This window comes from Gordonia cholesterolivorans (genome assembly GCF_039531975.1).
Classification (GTDB): domain Bacteria; phylum Actinomycetota; class Actinomycetes; order Mycobacteriales; family Mycobacteriaceae; genus Gordonia; species Gordonia sihwensis.
In genome coordinates, this window is the sequence record NZ_BAAARB010000013.1 from 60,957 (window position 1) to 78,442 (window position 17,486).

At 68.6% G+C, this 17,486-nt stretch carries 15 protein-coding genes, 1 pseudogene and 1 riboswitch; of the genes and pseudogenes, 7 read left to right on the top strand and 9 right to left on the bottom strand.

The annotated features are described in order from the left end of the window. Positions 1–63 precede the first annotated feature (63 nt). Both ABFX36_RS12760 and ABFX36_RS12765 read left to right on the top strand, forming a co-directional pair. Positions 64–1,422: an MFS transporter gene (locus ABFX36_RS12760; protein WP_006894178.1), complete on the top strand. Its 1,359-nt coding sequence runs from the start codon at positions 64–66 to the stop codon at positions 1,420–1,422. A gap of 37 nt (positions 1,423–1,459) precedes the next feature. Continuing rightward, positions 1,460–3,505: a prolyl oligopeptidase family serine peptidase gene (locus ABFX36_RS12765; protein ID WP_222110942.1), complete on the top strand. Its 2,046-nt coding sequence runs from the start codon at positions 1,460–1,462 to the stop codon at positions 3,503–3,505. On the opposite strand, the gene ABFX36_RS12770 is transcribed toward ABFX36_RS12765, so the two are convergent. Beyond that, positions 3,457–4,167, bottom strand: coding sequence for a rhomboid-like protein (locus ABFX36_RS12770; protein ID WP_222110941.1), 711 nt, complete (start codon positions 4,165–4,167; stop codon positions 3,457–3,459). The genes ABFX36_RS12765 and ABFX36_RS12770 overlap by 49 nt on opposite strands. A gap of 94 nt (positions 4,168–4,261) precedes the next feature. After that, positions 4,262–4,318: riboswitch (cobalamin riboswitch) on the top strand. 83 nt (positions 4,319–4,401) lie between these two features. On the opposite strand from ABFX36_RS12770, the gene ABFX36_RS12775 reads away from it, so the two are divergent. The 4 genes from ABFX36_RS12775 to ABFX36_RS12790 all read left to right on the top strand — a co-directional run bounded on the left by ABFX36_RS12775 (position 4,402) and on the right by ABFX36_RS12790 (position 9,069). Next, entirely contained in the window at positions 4,402–5,598 is a 1,197-nt protein-coding gene (locus ABFX36_RS12775) for an ABC transporter substrate-binding protein (RefSeq protein ID WP_222110940.1), read from the top strand. Further along, on the top strand, positions 5,595–6,668 hold the full coding sequence (locus ABFX36_RS12780; RefSeq protein ID WP_006894174.1) for a FecCD family ABC transporter permease: 1,074 nt from the start codon (positions 5,595–5,597) through the stop codon (positions 6,666–6,668). The genes ABFX36_RS12775 and ABFX36_RS12780 overlap by 4 nt, the downstream gene beginning before the upstream one ends. Further along, positions 6,665–7,489 carry an ABC transporter ATP-binding protein gene (locus tag ABFX36_RS12785; protein WP_222110939.1) on the top strand — a complete coding sequence of 275 codons (825 nt, stop codon included), beginning with the start codon at positions 6,665–6,667 and terminating at the stop codon, positions 7,487–7,489. Before ABFX36_RS12780 ends, ABFX36_RS12785 begins: the two co-directional genes overlap by 4 nt. A 329-nt stretch (positions 7,490–7,818) precedes the next feature. Continuing rightward, positions 7,819–9,069: an MCE family protein gene (locus ABFX36_RS12790; RefSeq protein WP_222110938.1), complete on the top strand. Its 1,251-nt coding sequence runs from the start codon at positions 7,819–7,821 to the stop codon at positions 9,067–9,069. 177 nt (positions 9,070–9,246) lie between these two features. On the opposite strand, the gene ABFX36_RS12795 is transcribed toward ABFX36_RS12790, so the two are convergent. From ABFX36_RS12795 to ABFX36_RS12830, 8 genes and pseudogenes are all read right to left on the bottom strand, one after another. After that, positions 9,247–10,068 (bottom strand): hypothetical protein, encoded by an 822-nt coding sequence (locus tag ABFX36_RS12795; protein ID WP_006896939.1) that lies wholly within the window; start codon positions 10,066–10,068, stop codon positions 9,247–9,249. A gap of 54 nt (positions 10,069–10,122) precedes the next feature. Beyond that, the gene (gene ppk2, locus ABFX36_RS12800; RefSeq protein WP_039867673.1) at positions 10,123–11,073 is read right to left on the bottom strand and encodes a polyphosphate kinase 2; all 951 of its coding nucleotides are present in this window, start codon (positions 11,071–11,073) and stop codon (positions 10,123–10,125) included. Between the two features lie 61 nt (positions 11,074–11,134). After that, positions 11,135–12,100, bottom strand: a complete 966-nt coding sequence (locus ABFX36_RS12805) for an urea transporter (protein WP_006896941.1) — start codon at positions 12,098–12,100, stop codon at positions 11,135–11,137. Beyond that, positions 12,093–13,157: pseudogene (gene nicT / locus ABFX36_RS12810) on the bottom strand (Nickel transporter NicT). The gene ABFX36_RS12805 and the pseudogene nicT overlap by 8 nt, the downstream one beginning before the upstream one ends. Before the next feature lie 216 nt (positions 13,158–13,373). After that, positions 13,374–13,877, bottom strand: coding sequence for a DUF6764 family protein (locus tag ABFX36_RS12815; protein ID WP_231650280.1), 504 nt, complete (start codon positions 13,875–13,877; stop codon positions 13,374–13,376). A 266-nt stretch (positions 13,878–14,143) separates the two neighbouring features. Continuing rightward, positions 14,144–14,578 carry an SRPBCC family protein gene (locus ABFX36_RS12820; RefSeq protein WP_006896945.1) on the bottom strand — a complete coding sequence of 145 codons (435 nt, stop codon included), beginning with the start codon at positions 14,576–14,578 and terminating at the stop codon, positions 14,144–14,146. 61 nt (positions 14,579–14,639) lie between these two features. Then, entirely contained in the window at positions 14,640–15,242 is a 603-nt protein-coding gene (locus ABFX36_RS12825) for a TetR/AcrR family transcriptional regulator (RefSeq protein WP_341337452.1), read from the bottom strand. Between the two features lie 4 nt (positions 15,243–15,246). Then, positions 15,247–16,077 (bottom strand): tyrosine-protein phosphatase, encoded by an 831-nt coding sequence (locus ABFX36_RS12830; protein WP_278125976.1) that lies wholly within the window; start codon positions 16,075–16,077, stop codon positions 15,247–15,249. A gap of 43 nt (positions 16,078–16,120) precedes the next feature. Between ABFX36_RS12830 and ABFX36_RS12835 the strand changes: the two genes are divergently transcribed. Beyond that, a complete protein-coding gene (locus ABFX36_RS12835; protein ID WP_278125974.1) occupies positions 16,121–17,446 on the top strand; it encodes an amidohydrolase in 1,326 nt (441 codons plus the stop codon). Positions 17,447–17,486 lie beyond the last annotated feature (40 nt).

The following is a 17,486-nucleotide window of genomic DNA, read 5'->3' on the forward strand; positions in this document are numbered from 1 at the left end:
CCGCCGTCGAATGAATCCAGTTCGCCCGACCCGAGAAACGACTATCGACAATTCGGAGGTCAGATGACTGACTCGACCGTCTCCACCGACGCCACCTCCACGGCGACGCTCCGGAAGGCGATCGCGGCGTCCGCGATCGGCAACGCCACCGAGTGGTACGACTACGGCGTCTACGCCGCGACCACCACCTACCTCACCCAGGCGTTCTTCCCCGGCCACCTCGGCACCATCGGCACCATGCTCGGCTTCGCCGTCTCCTTCGTGCTCCGGCCGCTCGGCGGCTTCGTCTGGGGACCGATCGGCGACCGCCTCGGCCGCAAACACGTCCTGGCGCTGACGATCCTGCTGATCTCGCTGGCCACCGCGCTGATCGGCGTACTGCCGACCCACGCGTCGATCGGTATCTGGGCTCCGATCCTGCTGATCGCACTGCGAGTGGTGCAGGGCTTCTCGACCGGCGGCGAGTACGGCGGCGCGGCCACGTTCATGGCCGAGTACGCGCCGGCCGACAAGCGCGGACGGTACGGCAGCTTCCTCGAGTTCGGCACCATGGCCGGCTTCGCCTCGGGAACCGCCATCGTCCTGCTGATGAACCTCGGCCTGAGCGAGTCGCAGATGCAGGAATGGGGCTGGCGCATCCCGTTCCTGATCGCTCTCCCCCTGGGTCTGGCCGGCCTCTACCTGCGGTCGCAGCTCGACGATCCGCCGCTGTACACCGATGTGGAGAAGAAGGTCGCCGATCCGGGCGGAATCACCGGTCAGCTGCGTCAGACGCTGGTGCACTACTGGAAGCCGATCCTCATCATGTTCGGCATGGTGGTCGCGCTCAACATCGCGAACTACACCCTGCTGGCCTACCAGCCGCAGTACCTCAAGGGCACCATCGGCCTGAGCGAGGACACCGCCTCGGTGGTGGTCCTGATCGGCCAGGTGGTGATGATGCTGCTCATCCCGGTGTTCGGCATGTGGTCCGACAGCACCGGCCGCAAACCGATGTGGCGGGTCTCCCTCGTGGGTCTGTTCGTCTTCGCGCTGCCGATGTACTGGCTGATGGGCCAGGGTTTCGGATGGGCGATCGTCGGATTCGTCGTGCTCGGCGTCCTCTACATCCCGCAGCTGGCGACCATTTCGGCGACCTTCCCCGCGATGTTCCCCACTCACGTGCGCTATGCGGGCTTCGCGATCTCATACAACCTGTCCACCGCCGCCTTCGGCGGTACGGCACCCCTGGTCAACGACGCCGTCGTCGACCAGACCGGCTGGAACCTTTTCCCGGCCGTGTACATGATGGCCGCGTGCGTGGTGGGCGGTATCGCCCTCAGCTTCCTGCGCGAGACCGCTGGTTGCTCGATCGCCGGAACCAAGACTCCGGGTGCCGAGCCGGTCGAGGACGCTGTCGAGACCTCGCGGGTGGGCGCGTAGCCCGCCACCGGAAGGCCGCCGCGCCGGCGCCGGTACGTTGGACACCGTGACCGACGACGATCCGTACCTGTGGCTCGAAGACGTGACCGGCGACGACGCCCTGCGGTGGGTGCGTGAGCACAACGCTCCCACCGTCGCCGAGCTGACCGGCTCGGAGCGCTTCGCCGAACTCGAAGCCGGCGCCCTCGAAGTGCTCGACAACGACGAACGCATTCCGTACGTGCGCCGGCGCGGCGGCTTCCTCTACAACTTCTGGCGCGATTCGGCGCACCCGAAAGGTCTCTGGCGGCGTACCACTCTCGACAGCTACCGCTCCGCCGAACCCGAATGGGACGTCCTGATCGACGTCGACGCCCTCGCCGCGGCGGAGGGTGAGAACTGGGTGTGGTCGGGCGCCACCATGAACCGGCCCGAGTACGACCGCGCGCTGATCTCGCTGTCGCGAGGCGGCGCCGACGCGGCAGTGGTGCGGGAATTCGACGTACTCGCGCGGGACTGGGTGGACGACGGCTTCGTCCTGCCGGAGGCCAAGTCGTCCGTCAGCTGGATCGACCGCGACACGGTGTACGTCGGCACCGACTTCGGCGAGACTCCGGACGGGCTGCCCGCGCTGACCTCCTCCGGTTATCCGAGGACCGTCCGGCGCTGGTCGCGTGGCACCGACGTGGCGGACGCCCCGACGGTCTTCGCGGGCGAGGTGTCCGACGTCGCCGTCGGCGCAGCCTGCGACCGGACGCCCGGCCATGTGCGGCACTTCGTCTCCCGGTCGGTGGACTTCTTCAACGAGATCGCCTACGAACTGCGCGGCGACGAACTCCTCCGCATCGACGTGCCGACCGACTCGCACTTCGACGTCCGGCACGACTGGCTGACCGTCCTGACGCGGTCGCCGTGGACGGTCGACGGCCAGGAGCATCCGGCCGGAGCGCTGCTGCTCTTCGATTACCCCTCGTACCTGTCGGGCGACCGCACCCACCGCGTGCTGTTCACTCCCGACGCGCACACCAGCCTGCAGGACCTCGCGTACACCCGCTCGCACCTGGTGATGGTGACGCTGCACGACGTGGCCACCCGCGTCGAGCTTCTCCGCTTGGGCACCTGGGAGTCCGAGCCGCTGAACGGGCTGCCCGACCTCGCGACGATCGGCGTGCTCGACACCGACCCCGATCACAGTGACGAGATCTGGTTGTCGGCCAGCACCTTCGTCCAGGCCCCGAGCCTGCTCCAGGGTTCCACGTCCGAGGGGGTGTCGGTCATCAAATCGTCCCCCGAGTTCTACGACGCGTCCGCCGTGTCGGCGCAACAGTTCTTCGCCACGTCCGACGACGGCACGGCCGTCCCCTATTTCGTCGTCAAACGCGACGACGTGGCGTCCGGTCCCACCCTGCTCTACGGATACGGCGGCTTCGAGAACTCGATGACGCCCAGCTATCTCGGTATCGCCGGGCGGAGCTGGATCAGCCGGGGCGGCATCTACGTGATCGCGAACATCCGCGGGGGCGGCGAGTACGGCCCGGCCTGGCACACGCAGGCGCAGAAGGCCGGCCGACACCTGGTGTACGAGGACTTCGCGGCGGTGGCCCGCGACCTCGTGGGGCGCGGACTGACCACCCCGGCCCGGTTGGCCGCGCAGGGTGGCTCCAACGGCGGTCTGCTGATGGGGGTCATGGCCACCACCTATCCGGACCTGTTCGGCGCGCTGGTGTGCCAGGTCCCCCTACTCGACATGCGCCGGTACCACCTGTTGCTCGCCGGAGCGTCGTGGATGGCCGAGTACGGCGATCCGGACGATCCGGACGAGTGGGAGTTCATCTCGAAGTACTCGCCGTATCAGCGGCTGCGTGCCGACGCCGCCATGCCCGAGATGCTCGTGACCACCTCGACTCGGGACGACCGCGTGCACCCCGGCCACGCCCGGAAGTTCGCGGCGCGGATGGAGGAACAGGGTCACCCGGTCCGGTACTACGAGAACATCGAGGGAGGGCACGGCGGCGCGGCCGACAACCGCCAGGCGGCGTTCAAATCGGCGCTGGCCTACGAGTTCCTGTGGCGCACAGTCGGAGCCGCGGCTCCGGAGCGCTGACGGAGCCGGCGCACCGTCGCCTCGACATCCAGCATCGGCCGTCCCCGGGCCGTCGGATACCACGCGAAACCGATGAGCAGCGCGCTCGCGTGACCGATCGCCGTGAAGGTCACGGGAGCCACCGCCAGCGGTGCGCAGAAGGCGACCGTCGCCCCGGCGACGTACACCCACCGCCACGGCCGCGGAAACCGGTAGGCCAGGACGCCGATCACCGATGCCATGAAGTAGCTGACCCCGACGTCGATGGCGTAAGTGAGCGACGGATTGGCGTCGCCGCGCGCGATCTCGGCGCCGACGAGCCCCTGGCTGACCAGGGTCGCGAGAATGTGTCCGCTCAGGCCGACGACGACGAACCGCCGACTGCCGAGCCAGCGTTCCGCGGGCGCCAGGAAGACCGTGAATCCGACGACGTACGGAATCCAGTACGCGCCGTCGAGCCAGAACAGGCTGCCGAAGATCGCACGGACCGGATCGTGCAGCAGGTTGTCGATGTTCGTCGACCGTTTGCCCAGGATCCGGTCCAGCCGCTGGGGCGACACCCGGTGCGCGACGATGGTGGTGGCCAGCAGGATCACCAGCCACGCGTAGGTGACCGGCGCGCTCCGAATCCATCGCGCGACGGCGCCGAGGCCGCGGCGCCACCTGCTCCGAACGCTGGTCACCGTCTCACGGTAGGCCCGCCGACCACCGCGCGCCAGATCTGCCCGAGAACCGCGCGTGTTAGATTTGCGCCGTCCAGCACGCGATGCCAGACGAGGAAATCCGGTGCGATTCCGGTGCGGTCCCGCCACTGTGGTCTGCCCGGCAGGAGACGATCCCCGCGGGCGGCAGCCAGACCCTCCTGCGTCGCGCCACCGATATCCCGGGGGCGGAGCCTCCCCGAGGGAGGTCTGCACGTGCGATCACCACGCATCGGCGCCCTGCTCGCGAGCATCGCCGTCCTCATTCCGCTCGGTGCGAGCGCTTGCTCGTCGCCGGCGCCCCACTCCGCGGGAGCCGCCCGCGACTGCATCACCGACTTCGACCCGTCGAAGGACTACTTCCCGGAGAAGTCGACGATCGAGGACGCCACCGGCCTGACCATCGAGTATCACCGCTCGTACCAGGTCGTTACCGTGGCGCATCCGGCGCAGGGAGCGCCGCCGGCGTCGTACGTTCTGGTGCGATGCGGCGCCCCCGCCCCGAAGCTGACCGGAGAACTCGCGGACGCGCCTCAGGTCGAGGTTCCCGTGCGTACCGTCTACGCGGGCTCGACGACGCATCTGCCGGGACTCGCCGCTCTCGGCGCGGCCGATGCGGTGACCGGGGTCGCGACCACCGGCTTCGTCTCCACTCCCGAGATCGTCGAGCGGATCGACGCAGGGAAGGTGCAGCAGTTCACCGACGCCGGCGCCGTCAACGCTGAGAAGGTGATCGCCGGACGCCCGGACGTGCTCGTGACCGACGGCAACGACAGTCCGGCCTTCGGCAAGATCCGCGACGCGGGCGTTCCCGTCCTCGCCGACGCCGACTGGCTGGAGGAGAGCCCACTCGGCCGCGCCGAATGGCTCAAGTTCTTCGCCGCCCTCACCGGCACCGAGAAGCAGGCCTCGAGCGTCTACCAGAGCATCAAGTCCCAGTACCGCAGCGTCGCCGACCGGCTGTCGGGAGTACCGAAGACGCCGGTCCTGCTCGGCTCGATCGCCAACGGCTCGTGGACCATGCCCTCCGGGGGCAGCTACTTCGGCAAGCTCGTCGCCGACGCCGGCGCCACCTATCCGTGGATCGACGATCGCGCCGCGGGCAGCCTGCAGTTGTCGATCGAATCGGTCATCGCCCGCGCCCGTGATTCCGCCGTGTGGCTGCTGAGCGACCCGACGGTGAACTCTGTGGCCGATCTCGACAAGCAGGATCCGCGGTACCGCGCCTTCGCCGGTCCGGCGAAACAAGCGTGGAACAGCACCAAGGCCGTCAATTCCGGTGGCGGCAACGACTACTGGGAGACGGGTGTGCTGCGCCCGGACCTCGTGTTGGCGGACATCGCCGCAATTGCGCACCCGGATCTCTTCCCGGGCCATGCCTTCGAGTTCTACATCCATCTGCCGCAGCGATGACACCGGTCCGGACCTCGGCGGCCGCCCGGCGACCACGCGCCCGATCCGGGGTCTGGGTCGGACTCGCCGTCGCACTCCTCGCGTCGCTGCTGGTGGCCGCCGCGGTCGGATCGGTCGCGATCCCGCCCGCGGAGACGCTCCGGGTACTGACCGGCGGTCACGCGCTCGACGCGGGGAGCGACTTCATTCTGCGCGAGGTGCGGCTGCCGCGGATCGCGACCGCCGCGCTGGTCGGCGCCGCGCTCGGAGTGGCCGGGCTGCAGATGCAGACCCTGTTCCGGAACCCCCTCGCCGATCCCTATGTGCTCGGCGCCAACTCCGGCGCCAGCCTGGGCGTGGCGCTGGTCGCACTGGGCGGCGGAGTCACCGGCGCCGCGACCTTCGCCGGCGGCCTCGCGGGCTGGGGACGAGCGGGAAGCGTGGTGGCCGCCGCCTTCGGTGCCGCGGCGGTGCTGGGACTGATCCTGCTGTTCGCTGTCTGGGTCCGCAGCGCGGTGACCCTGCTGCTGATCGGCGTGATGATCGGTGCCGTCACCGGCTCGCTCGTCGCAGTCCTCATCGTCTACGCCGATCCCGACTCGGTCCAGAAGTACATGATCTGGGGCCTGGGGACCTTCTCCGCGACGTCGTGGTCCGACCTGCGCGTCGCCGCACCGGTGATCCTCGGTGCCGTCCTGCTGTCGTCGACCTCGATGCGAGCGCTCAACGCCCTGCTGCTCGGCGAGGAGTACGCGCGGTCGATGGGCGTCGACCTGCGTCTCACCCGCACCGTCACGCTGCTGTCGGCCGCGGTTCTCACCGGTGTGGTCACCGCGTATTGCGGACCCGTCGGATTCCTCGGTCTCGTGATTCCGCATCTCGCGCGCGGAGTGTTCCGCACCTCGAATCATCGGGTGATTCTGCCCGGATGCGTCCTCGTGGGAGCGCTGCTCGCGATCTGGTGCGGCATCGTCGCAGATCTGCCGGGTAAGGACAGTTCGCTGCCCCTCAACGCGGTCACCGCTCTGATCGGCGCGCCGGTGGTCATCACCGTTCTGCTGCGCGGTCGTGGAAACGGCGGTGCGGTATGACGGCCGGTCTCACCCTCGCCGGGCTGACCATCGGCTACCGGGGCCGACGGCCGGTCACCATCGCCTCCGATCTGACCGCCGAGGCGCAGGTGGGCCGGTTGACGACGCTGATCGGTCCGAACGGCGCCGGAAAGTCGACACTGCTGCGGACCGTCTGCGGTCTGGAGCGACCACTGTCGGGATCGGCTCTCCTCGCCGACGGCACCGACGTCACACGCATGAGGCCGGCCCGGCTGGCTCGCCGGATCGCGACCGTCGGGACCCAGATCGTCGACCCGGGCCGGCTCACCGCGCGAGAAGTGGTGGAGCTGGGCCGGACTCCCTACCTGGGCGCCACCGGCCGGCTCGGCGCCCATGATCGCCTGCGCGTCGACTGGGCGCTGGAGGCCGTTCGCGCTGCGGCGCTGGCCGACCGCCCCTTCCACGACCTGTCCGACGGCGAGGCGCAGCGCGTCCTCGCCGCCCGCGCCCTCGCGCAGGATCCGGAACTCCTCGTGCTCGACGAGCCGACCTCGCACCTGGACGCACCGTCGCGCGTCGAGTTCTTGGATCTGCTGAGCACGCTGGCCCGCGAGCAGCGTCTCACCGTCCTGGTGTCGTCCCATGAACTGGAGCTGGCGATGCGCCTCTCGGACGCGATCTGGCTCCTCGCCCCCGGCGGCGTGATGCACACCGGCACCCCGCTCGACGTGGCCTCCTCCGGCGCCGTCTCCGCCGCCTTCGACCGAGGCCGGCTCCGCTTCGACCCGGACAGATTCGTCTTCGAGGTGAAGGACGGTTCGTCGCAGCGTCCGGCGGTCGAGCCTCCGCCCGCCGGCTGACCGAACCTCTCCCCCGCCGACCGAGCGAGCTTCCCGCCCGCTGGTTGAGCGAGCGCAGCGAGTCGAAACCATCCGCACCCGCATGCCCACCCACCGTGACACACCCCGCCCCCTGCCCTCTCCTCCCGCCGCCTCACTCCGAATCACCACTGTTACCCGCCCCACTCCCGACATACCGGGCTTGCCTCGCTTCCGACCCCTGCGTTTAACATCAGCAAGCACCGACGGTCACGACGTCATCGCAGATCGTCGGCATTCTTCTGCCGTCAATTCCTACGCTCCTGGATGAATCACGGGCGTTCGAACTCGCCCGACCGGAAAGGGACTGCATGCCGCCGCTCAGTCGTCTCGTGCGCACCCAGTTGATCGTCGTGCTGCTGATCGGATTGGTGGCGTCGGTCTACGGCGGCATCCGATACGCGCGCCTCGATCAGGCGGCAGGCGTCGGGGTGTACCACGTGACCGTGCGCATGCCCGACTCCGGCGGACTGTTCGAGCAAGCGCAGGTCACCTACCGCGGCGTCGAGATCGGCCGGGTGCAGAAGATGTCGCTCGTCCCGGGCGGGATCGACGTCACTCTGGCCCTCGACTCGAGCGAGGCGAAGGTTCCGGCCTCGGCGGTCGCCGTCGTCTCCGACCGATCGGCGATCGGAGAACAGTTCCTGGATCTGCAGCCGCCCTCCGACGCGGGACCGTACCTGCGCGACGGCTCGGTGATCGACGAGAACCGGCTGCCGCCTCGGCTCGACGAAGTGGTGCGGTCGGCCATCGACCTGACCGACACGATCCCCGTCGATGCGCTGCGCAGAACCGTCACCGAACTGGGCGCGGCGTTCAACGGCCGCGGAGACGACATGAGCCGGCTCGTCGACTCCCTCGACCGTCTGTCGAAGGAGGGCGTCGAGAGCCTCGACGAGACGATCGGGCTCATCACCTCCGCCGACTCGGTTCTGGCGACCCAGAACGAGCAGTCCGACGAGATTCTGCGCTGGTCGAAGAATCTCGACGCGGTCACCGCGACGCTGGCGTCATCGGATCCGGCGGTCCGCCGGATCCTCACCGACGGTCCGCGCGCTGCGTCGGCGCTCTCCCGTCTCCTCGACGAGACCGGCGACGAGGCCACCGAACTGATCGGCCGGCTCGGCGGGACGGTCCACGCGATCGCTCCGGCGTCCTATGCCGCCGAGCCGACGTTCTGGGTGCTCTCGGCACTGTCGGCGGGCAGCCATACGGCGGCCTCGCCCGACGGTTCGATCCGATTCGGAATCGTGCTCGAAACGGGGAACCCGCCGTCGTGCACGCGCGGCTACGAGAGCACCGCGAAGATGATCGCTGAGATCAAGCGCAAGAACCCGGATTTCGACCAGCGCTACGACGACTTCCCGTTCAACACCGATGTGCACTGCACGGTGCCGACCGGCAGCCCGACGGCGGTCCGCGGCGCGAACAACGCTGCACTCGCCGATCCCGCCTACGCGCAACCGTGGGATCACACGGCCAAGAAGGACCCGGACAAGTTGAACCTCAACCCCCTCGCCACTCAGCTCGCGCAACTCATGGGCGTGCGACCGCGATCGTGATGGGGGGTCGGGGGTTTCGACTCGCTCCGCTCGCTCAACAAGCCTGAAATAACAAAACACGACCCGCTCAACCCCATGGAAGGGATGCGGCTGGCTCGACTCGACTGACACGGGCTCGCCTTTCCGCTGGTTGAGCGAGCGGAGCGAGTCGAAACCGCCGGACCGACCCCGGTACCGCTACGCGTAGCGTCGTCCCGCCGCGACGCGCGCGATGACGCCCACGACCGCCACCACCGCGCCGGCGACCCCGACGAACAACGACACCGTCGTGAGGTGATCGGCGATCACCCCGACCACCACCTCGATGGTGGAGCGCGCGGCCTGCTCGGTGTCGGCCAGCCGCTCGCTCACGATGTGCTTGGTGAATGCCGCCAGCCCCCAGCCGGCCACGCCCGCCAGGACCGCACCGACGCCGAGCCACGCGAGGACGGTGCTGCGGCGGTTGGCCACGAGCAGTGCGATGACCGCCGCGATCACGGCGCCGATCACCGTCACCCACGACACGACGTCGATGATCTTTCCGCTGTCTTCGAGCGACCCCGCCGTGATCTGGCTCTGATCGATCGTCACGATCACCGGATGACCGATGGACACGGGCACCGGGATGGGGGCCGACGCGATCACCCGATTGATCATCGGACTGATGTCGAGTTCCATAATGTGCAGGTCGGCGTCCGGTGCCGGAGCAGTGAAGAGCCAACTGTGCTGCTGCCTCGCGACCTCGGAGAAGTCCTCGACGAAGCCGTCGCTGCGCGCGTAGTTCTTCGCGGCGGGCAGTACCAGGTCGCTCGCGACCTTGGATCCGGTGTTCTCCTCCACCGACGCCGCGACCTTCTGGGCGAAGTAGTCCTGCACTTCGGAACTGTGCGCGGCTTCCGCCGCCGAAGAGGTGAACCCGTCCGACGACACGACTCTCTGTGACAGCCACATGCTCGGCACCGCGACGATCATGCAGATCATCGCGACCACGGTGAACAGGCCGGAAACTACGCTTCGCACGGTGCCGAGGCTACCGGGTGATCGCGGCGGACTGCCAAGCCGACGAGGCCGGGGTCATTCACCGATCACATCGCGCGCGCGGCCCACGATCGCCGGATCGGGGACTCCCACCAGCGCCTCGTCCTTGCCGTCGTACTCGTGCAGACTCAGCACGTACCGCATGGCGTTGATGCGGGCCCGCTTCTTGTCGTTGCTCTTCACGACGGTCCATGGCGCGAAATCGGTGTCGGTGTCGGCGAACATCTGCTCCTTGGCCTCGGTGTACGAGTCCCAGCGATCGAGCGACGCCAGATCCATCGGCGAGAGCTTCCACTGGCGCACCGGGTCGATCTGCCGGATCGCGAACCGGGTCCGCTGTTCCAGCGGCGTCACCGAGAACCAGAACTTCACCAGGTGGATGCCATCGTCGACCAGCATCTTCTCGAACGCGGGCGCCTGCTGCATGAACTGCGCGTACTGCGCGTCGGTGCAGAAGTTCATCACCCGCTCCACGCCGGCCCGGTTGTACCAGGAGCGGTCGAAGAAGACCATCTCTCCGGCTGCGGGCAGATGCTGGACGTACCGCTGGAAATACCACTCGGTGGCTTCGCGCTCGGTGGGCTTCTCCAGGGCGACGGTCCTGGCACCGCGGGGATTGAGGTGCTCGTTGAACCGCTTGATGGTGCCGCCCTTGCCCGCCGCGTCGCGCCCCTCGAAAACGAGCAGATGCCGCTGCCCGGTCTGCTTGGTCCACTTCTGCAGCTTCAGCAGTTCGATCTGCAGACGGCGTTTGGTGACCTCGTACTCGCGGCGGCTCATCCGCTCGTCGTACGGGTAGTCCTCGCGCCAGGTGTCCACCACGTTCCGGGTCGGGAGCGTCAGCAGGATGGGATCGTCGTCGTCATCGTCGACGACGGCGAACCCGGCGGTGTTCCGCAGGTCCACGAGGTGCTGCAGAGCCTCGCGCCCGGAGACCAGGCTGAGGTCGGGTCCCACGTGCTGAACGGGGTTGCTGTCGCCGGTGATTCCATCCACGTCCGTCAGATTAGCCCGGTTCGGCGGCTCCGGCACCAGCAGCGTGTCGGGGTCAGCCCGGCGCGCGGTGCACACCCGGCACGAAGCGGACGATCACCAGCAGGATCCAGGTGATCAGGACGTACGGCCACGTGAAGAGCGGCACCTGGGTTCCGAGCATGAGCCGCTCGAGCAAGACCGCCAGCAGTGCTCCGATCACCGCCATCACCCACGGCATCCACCGTCCAGAGAGGAACACGCACGCCATCGCGATCGCGACCAGCACCGACGAGTAGCCGTCGAGTCCGTGATAGTCGCGCAGCGGCGAGGATCCGATCGCGACGGCGAAACCGGCGGCCAGCGCGCTGCCCAGGAGCGCCGCCAGACCCACCCGCCAGCCCGCGACGGTCAGGCCGACGAGGATCAGCAGACCGGAGATCGGATCGTCGATCAGAACCACCTGCGAGATCCCGCTGAGGATCGCGTGCACGGCGACCTCGAAGCGGTTGCCGTCGATCTCCGCCAGCGCGCCCGCGGGCTCCTGCAGCGGCTCGGTGGCGTAGTGGACGGCCTCGGCCACCAGGCAGAACGGCGCCGTCGTCGCGGGCAGCGCGAACTGCGCGAATCCGCGGGCGGCGAACAGCGCGACGAAGGCGACGGTGATCGGACCGCAAAGCAATCCGCCGACCACCGTGGCGATCACACCGGCCCAGCCCGCTCCGAGCATGGTGAAGGCCGCCGCACCCACGAGAATCCCGCAGAAGCCGTGCATTCCGGCGCGCAGCGCCGAACCGTCGGGCGACCCGGGGAAGCGGTCGCGCAGGGCGACCCCCGCGGCGGTCGAAGCCGCCAGCCCGATGACGCCCAGCAGCGCCATTCCCCAGTCCGCGACCGCGAATCCCGCCAGGATCAGCAGACCGCACCACACGTTCGGCTGGAAGTAGATCTGACCGATCCCGTTGAGTGCGGTGGCCGCCGCGTCGCGCGGCGACCCGAAAGGTTCGGCCGGAGCGTCCGTCCGCGTCTCGACGTCACTCACTGCGGACCTCCTGCTTCCAGCGGTTCTCGATATCGCCGAAATGCCAGATCGCCAGTGCCGCGGCCCATGCGGCGACGAACACCCCGACGATCACGAATCCCGCGTAGTCCAAGTCGATTCCGGCGACCCACGCCAGCGGCCCGGACTCGACGTGAGTCTCGTCGGCGAGCACCCCGGCCAATTCCACCGTGCCGATCCCGAGAGCCGCCGCCACGGAGATCGAGGTGATCGTGATGTTGTAGTAGACCTTCCGCACCGGCCGTGCGAAGGCCCAGCCGTATGCCGCGTTCATGAACACCCCGTCAGCGGTGTCCATCAGGCACATCCCGGCGGCGAACAGGATCGGCAGCACGAGGATCGCGTAGAACGGCAGGTAGAACGCCGCCGCACCGCCCGCGAGCACCAGCAGGCCCACCTCGGTGGCGGTGTCGAAGCCGAGACCGAACAGCACGCCGACGGGATAGATGTGCCACGGCTTGCGCACCGACTTCGCCAGCCCGCCGAGCAGTCGGTTCATGAAGCCGCGCTTGTTGAGCTGCTCCTCCAGTGCCTCCTCGTCGAACTCACCGCGCCGCATCTCGCGAAACACTCTGACGATGCCGATGAGCACCACGAGGTTGGCCGCCCCGAGGATTCACAGGAACACTCCCGACACCGACGCCCCGATCACACCGGTGATCGAATGCAGGGTCGACGAATCGTCCTCGATCTGCCCGGCGAGTGCCCGAACGCCCACCGCCAGCAGGACCGTCAGCTCGAAGACGATGGTCGAGTGCCCCAGCGAGAACCAGAACCCGACCGAGAGGGGCTTCGGCCGGGCGGGCAGTCCGTCGGCCTGGCGATCGGCGTCGTCCGCCAGCAGTTTCCGGGTGGCGTTGTCGACCGCGGCGATGTGATCGGCGTCGAAGGCGTGCCGGAGGCCGAAGGTGTACGCCAGCATGCCCACGCCGACGGTGAACTCGGTGTGGGCACCCCCGAGTTGGAAGTGCTCGGGCGCCGCCAGACCCACGAGCATACCGATGCCCACCACGTGCAGGAGCACCACCACCGCGGTCATACCGCCGAGTGACAGGCGGTCGCGCGCCGACAGTCCGCCCCAGAGGGCCTGCAGACGGCGCACCGGTCCCGGCCGGGAGTCCGTCGAGGCGGTCACGGCCGCGCCGCCGACGGATCATCCGCCCGCGCGGGCCTGAGCAGAGAGGAAGGGAGAGTGAAGGAACCGATCCGCACTACCGTCATTCGCGAAGCATAAGCCGGATCGGCCGACTTCGTCTCAGTGCACGTACAATTCGCCCCACCGGAAGCAGCCCCGACCGGTGGTCGTGTCGTAGGTGGCGGCCATGCTGCCCAGGCACGCGACGCCGTCGCCGGTGGCGAACGCTCCGCCCGCCGCTCCGGACACCGCGACCGTGGTACCGCCGCTGCGGCCCTGCGCCACCGACGTGGAGTACGGGCCCATCGTGTACGCGTAACCGTTGCCCCGGTGGATGCCGCTCGCGAGCGCCGACGAATTGACGCCGTTGTTCTGCGCCGTCGCCGTCCCTCCGGTCGTCGCGACGGCGAGCGCCGCACCGTTGTTTGTGGTGTCCTGCGCCGAGGCGCGGCTGCCCGGACCGGCGTTCGCGATGCAATGACTCTGGCCGTTGGCGCGCTCGACGCGCTGGTTGTCGTTCGCGGTGCAGTTGGTCGACGCCGCGGCGTGACCACCGCCCAGCAACGACGTCAGTCCGAACGCCGCGGCGACGGCGGCGATCCCGAACACGACACGAAAGAACAACGACCCGATTCGCATGACTGTCCCTCTCAACAAGACGCGACTGTGCGGCCGCTCACCGGCGCACGATGCAGCCGCCACCCTACTCGCGAGTTTCGCGATTCCAGGTTCCTCACAGCCGATCGTGACCGGACTGATTCCTGCCGTGGCATCGGGCCGTGGTCGCCCCACCCGCAGGCGCGACGCGAGACGACAGAACCCCCGTCCGGGACGGGGGTTCTGTCGTCGAAGTTCGCGTCTACTGTGAGCGTCTCGAGTCCGAGTCGCGCTCAGCTGCGGCGCTTGACCTCCTCGGTGAGTCCCTTCTTGGCGGTGTCGACCGCCATCTTCTGGGCTCGCTTGACGATGAGTCCGGGGAGCTTGATCTTCAGGTCGACGGTGAGGTCGAACTTCACGTGCGTCGTATCGCCGTTCTCGGTGAGCGTGTAGACGCCGTGCTGCTCGCTGAGCTGATCGCTCTCGACCAGATCCCAGGTGCAGGTGTTGTCGGTCCAGGAGTAGTCGAGGGTCTGGTTGTCGGTCATGCCGACCGCACTCACCGAGACCTCCACGCGAGCGGGCCGCCCGTCGGCGTCCTCGGTGAGGATCTTCGCCGACTTGTGCGGGCCCGACCACTCCGGCAGGGACTCGACGTCGAGCAGCACCTCCATCACCAGCGCGAGCGGGGCCTTGAGGTCGAATTCTGTTGATGCAGAGACAGCCATGGACAGAACCTACCCCAGCCGGTGACGATGGACCCGGCCGCCGCCGGAATCTTCACTCTCCTCAGCGCGGTTCCGCATCGGTCACGGTTTCGGGAACGGGGCGTCGAACCAGCTCGTTCAGCGTGAGCACGACGCGGTCGAGCGGCTCGACGCTGCGCCGCGCTCGGCACAGAACCACCGCGCCTTCGATGCCCGACAGGACCGCATCGGCGAGTTCGTCCGCGCGCCGGTCGTCGAAGCCCTCCTCACGGAACCGGGCCGCCAGCAGATGCGTCCACTGCAGAAAGACCTCTTCGCCGGCCTGGGCCGCCTCGGGGTCGCGCTCGCGTGCCTGCGCACCCGCCGCCACCGGGCAGCCGACCTCGAAGTCGGTTTCGATCAGCCTCCGGCGCCAGATGCCGGCGACGGCGGCCACCGCGTCGGGAAGCGGCCGCCTACGGGCGCGATTCAGCTCCGCCCCGAGTACCTCGCCCGCGAAGTAGACGGCCTCGGCCATCAGCTGAGCGCGACCGCCCGGAAAGTGGTAGTAGACCGATCCGCGGGCGGCGTCGGCAGCTGCCAGTACGTCGCCGATCGAGGTACCCGCGACTCCGTGGCGGGCGATGAGGTCGGCCGCGCACCGAACCATCGCGGCCCGCGGCGAGTCCGGCTCCGGCGATCTCACAGCCTCAGGCCTCGAGGAACCGCTCTCGCAGTTCGGACTGCGCGGCGGAGTCGATTCCGAGAGCCTCGGCGAAATACGCCTCCATGCCGCCGTGAACCCGATCCACCTCGTCGAACGCCGCCGCGAGATACTCCGGCCGCACACCCAGGACCTGCCTCAGCGCATCCGCGTCGCCGCCCGCAGCCGTGAACTTCTCGAACACCGGGGCCAGGGCCGGAACCAGACGGTCGTTGGTGAGCAGATAGTCGCTGAAGACGTCGTCGCGGGCGACGCCCATCAGCGACAGGAAGGACGCCGAGGCCCAGCCGGTGCGGTCCTTGCCGGTGGTGCAGTGGAACAAGGCCGGCGATCGGTCCTCGCCGAGGAGCCCCTCGTAGAAGCGGCGGTAACCGGTCTTCGCGCTGTCGAGGGTGATCATCTGGCGATACGTGCCCGCCATCGTCGAGATGGCGCCGCCGCTCTCGAGCACCCGATTGATCTCGGCGACACCCGCCGGATCGGTCAGGACGGTCGCCAGGTTGGCGGGTACGGCGGTCTGCGCATCGGCCAGGACGTCCAGGTGCACTTCGGCGACGTCGGCCCACACCGGGTCCGGCATCGCTTCGGTCTCGCCGGCCGACCGCAGATCGTAGACGGTGCGGAGGCCGAGAGTCGCGGCGATCTCGGCGACCGCCGAGGAGTCGTGAACGATGGTCCGGAAATCGGTGGACCGGAACAGCATTCCGTGGCGGACCGGCCGCCCGTCGACTCCGACCCATCCGCCGAGATCACGCAGATTGGGGAGCACGGGGAACGGACTGGGGGCGCCGGGGACCCGGGTCTGCTGGTCGGTCATGAAGTCTCATTATGCTCAGCCGAGGCTCGGCACGCTGTCTAACATGGCGGATGTGAGCACTCTCCCAGACGCCCACGACGGCGAGCCGCTGACCGATTCCCTCCCCGCAGACCTCGTCGCCGACGTGGACCGGATCATCGACGCCGACACCGACCGGCTGGTGGAGACGTTCAAGGACATCCACCGCGATCCCGAACTCGGATTCGCCGAAGTCCGGACCGCCCGCATCATCGAGCTGGCCCTGCAGAACCTCGGCTTCGACATCACGACCGGGATCGGTACCACGGGGGTGGCCGCCATCTACCGCAACGGCGACGGTCCGGTGGTGATGTACCGCGCCGATATGGACGCACTGGCGGTGCAGGAGGAGACGGGCGTCGAGTACGCGAGTGAGAAGCGGGTCACGCGCGAGGACGGCACCGAGGTGCCGGTGGCCCACGTCTGCGGCCACGACGCGCACGTCACCTGGATGCTGGGGATGGCGCACGCACTGATCGAACTCAAGGACCGCTGGTCCGGGACCCTGGTCCTGATCGGTCAACCCGCAGAGGAGCCGATCACCGGAGCCAAGGCGATGGTGGACGACGGTCTGTACAACTTCATCCCCAAACCGGACGTGTTCATCGGCATGCACACCGCGCCCGCCCCGGTGGGGGTGGTCGTCTCGTCTCCGGGTCCGCGGCTCGCGGGCACCGATCAGCTCGACATCCTCTTCCACGGTGTCGGAGGCCACGGCTCCATGCCGCAGAAGGCGAAGGACCCGGTGCTGATGGCCGCGATGGCCATCGTGGAGTTCCAGACCATCGTGTCGCGGATGATCGATCCGCAGCAGACCGCCGTGCTCACCGTCGGCGCCGTCCACGCCGGCTCCGACAACAACGTGATCCCCACACAGGCCCTGCTCAAGGCGAATCTGCGCTGGTACGACCCCGCGGTCCGGGAGATCATGCTGTCAGCGGTCGAGTCGGTCGCCGACGGGATCGCCAGGACGTACGGGATGCCCGAGGACAAGCTGCCGGAGATCACCCTGAAGGGCGGGTCGAGTCCGCTGGTGAACGACCTCGAGTTGTCCGAACGCATGGCCCGAACGCTCGCGGCGGTCCTCGGCGACCAGCAGATCGTCACTGACATGCCGCGAGCCACCGGTTCGGAGGACGTCCAGCTGCTGAAGGGCCCGTACCCGGAGATGCCGTTCAACTACCTCCTGGTCGGCATCGCGAACCATGAGACCTTCGCGGCGGCCCAGGCGCAGGGCGAGCCGTTCCCGTTCGCTCCGCACAACCCGAACTACCTGGTGGACCTGTCGGCCATCCCCTTCGGCGCCAAGGTCGCCGCCTACTCGATGCTCGGCCTGTTGAACCGGAGCTGACCCCGCGACGCCGAAGGCCGGCCACCCCTTCGGGTGACCG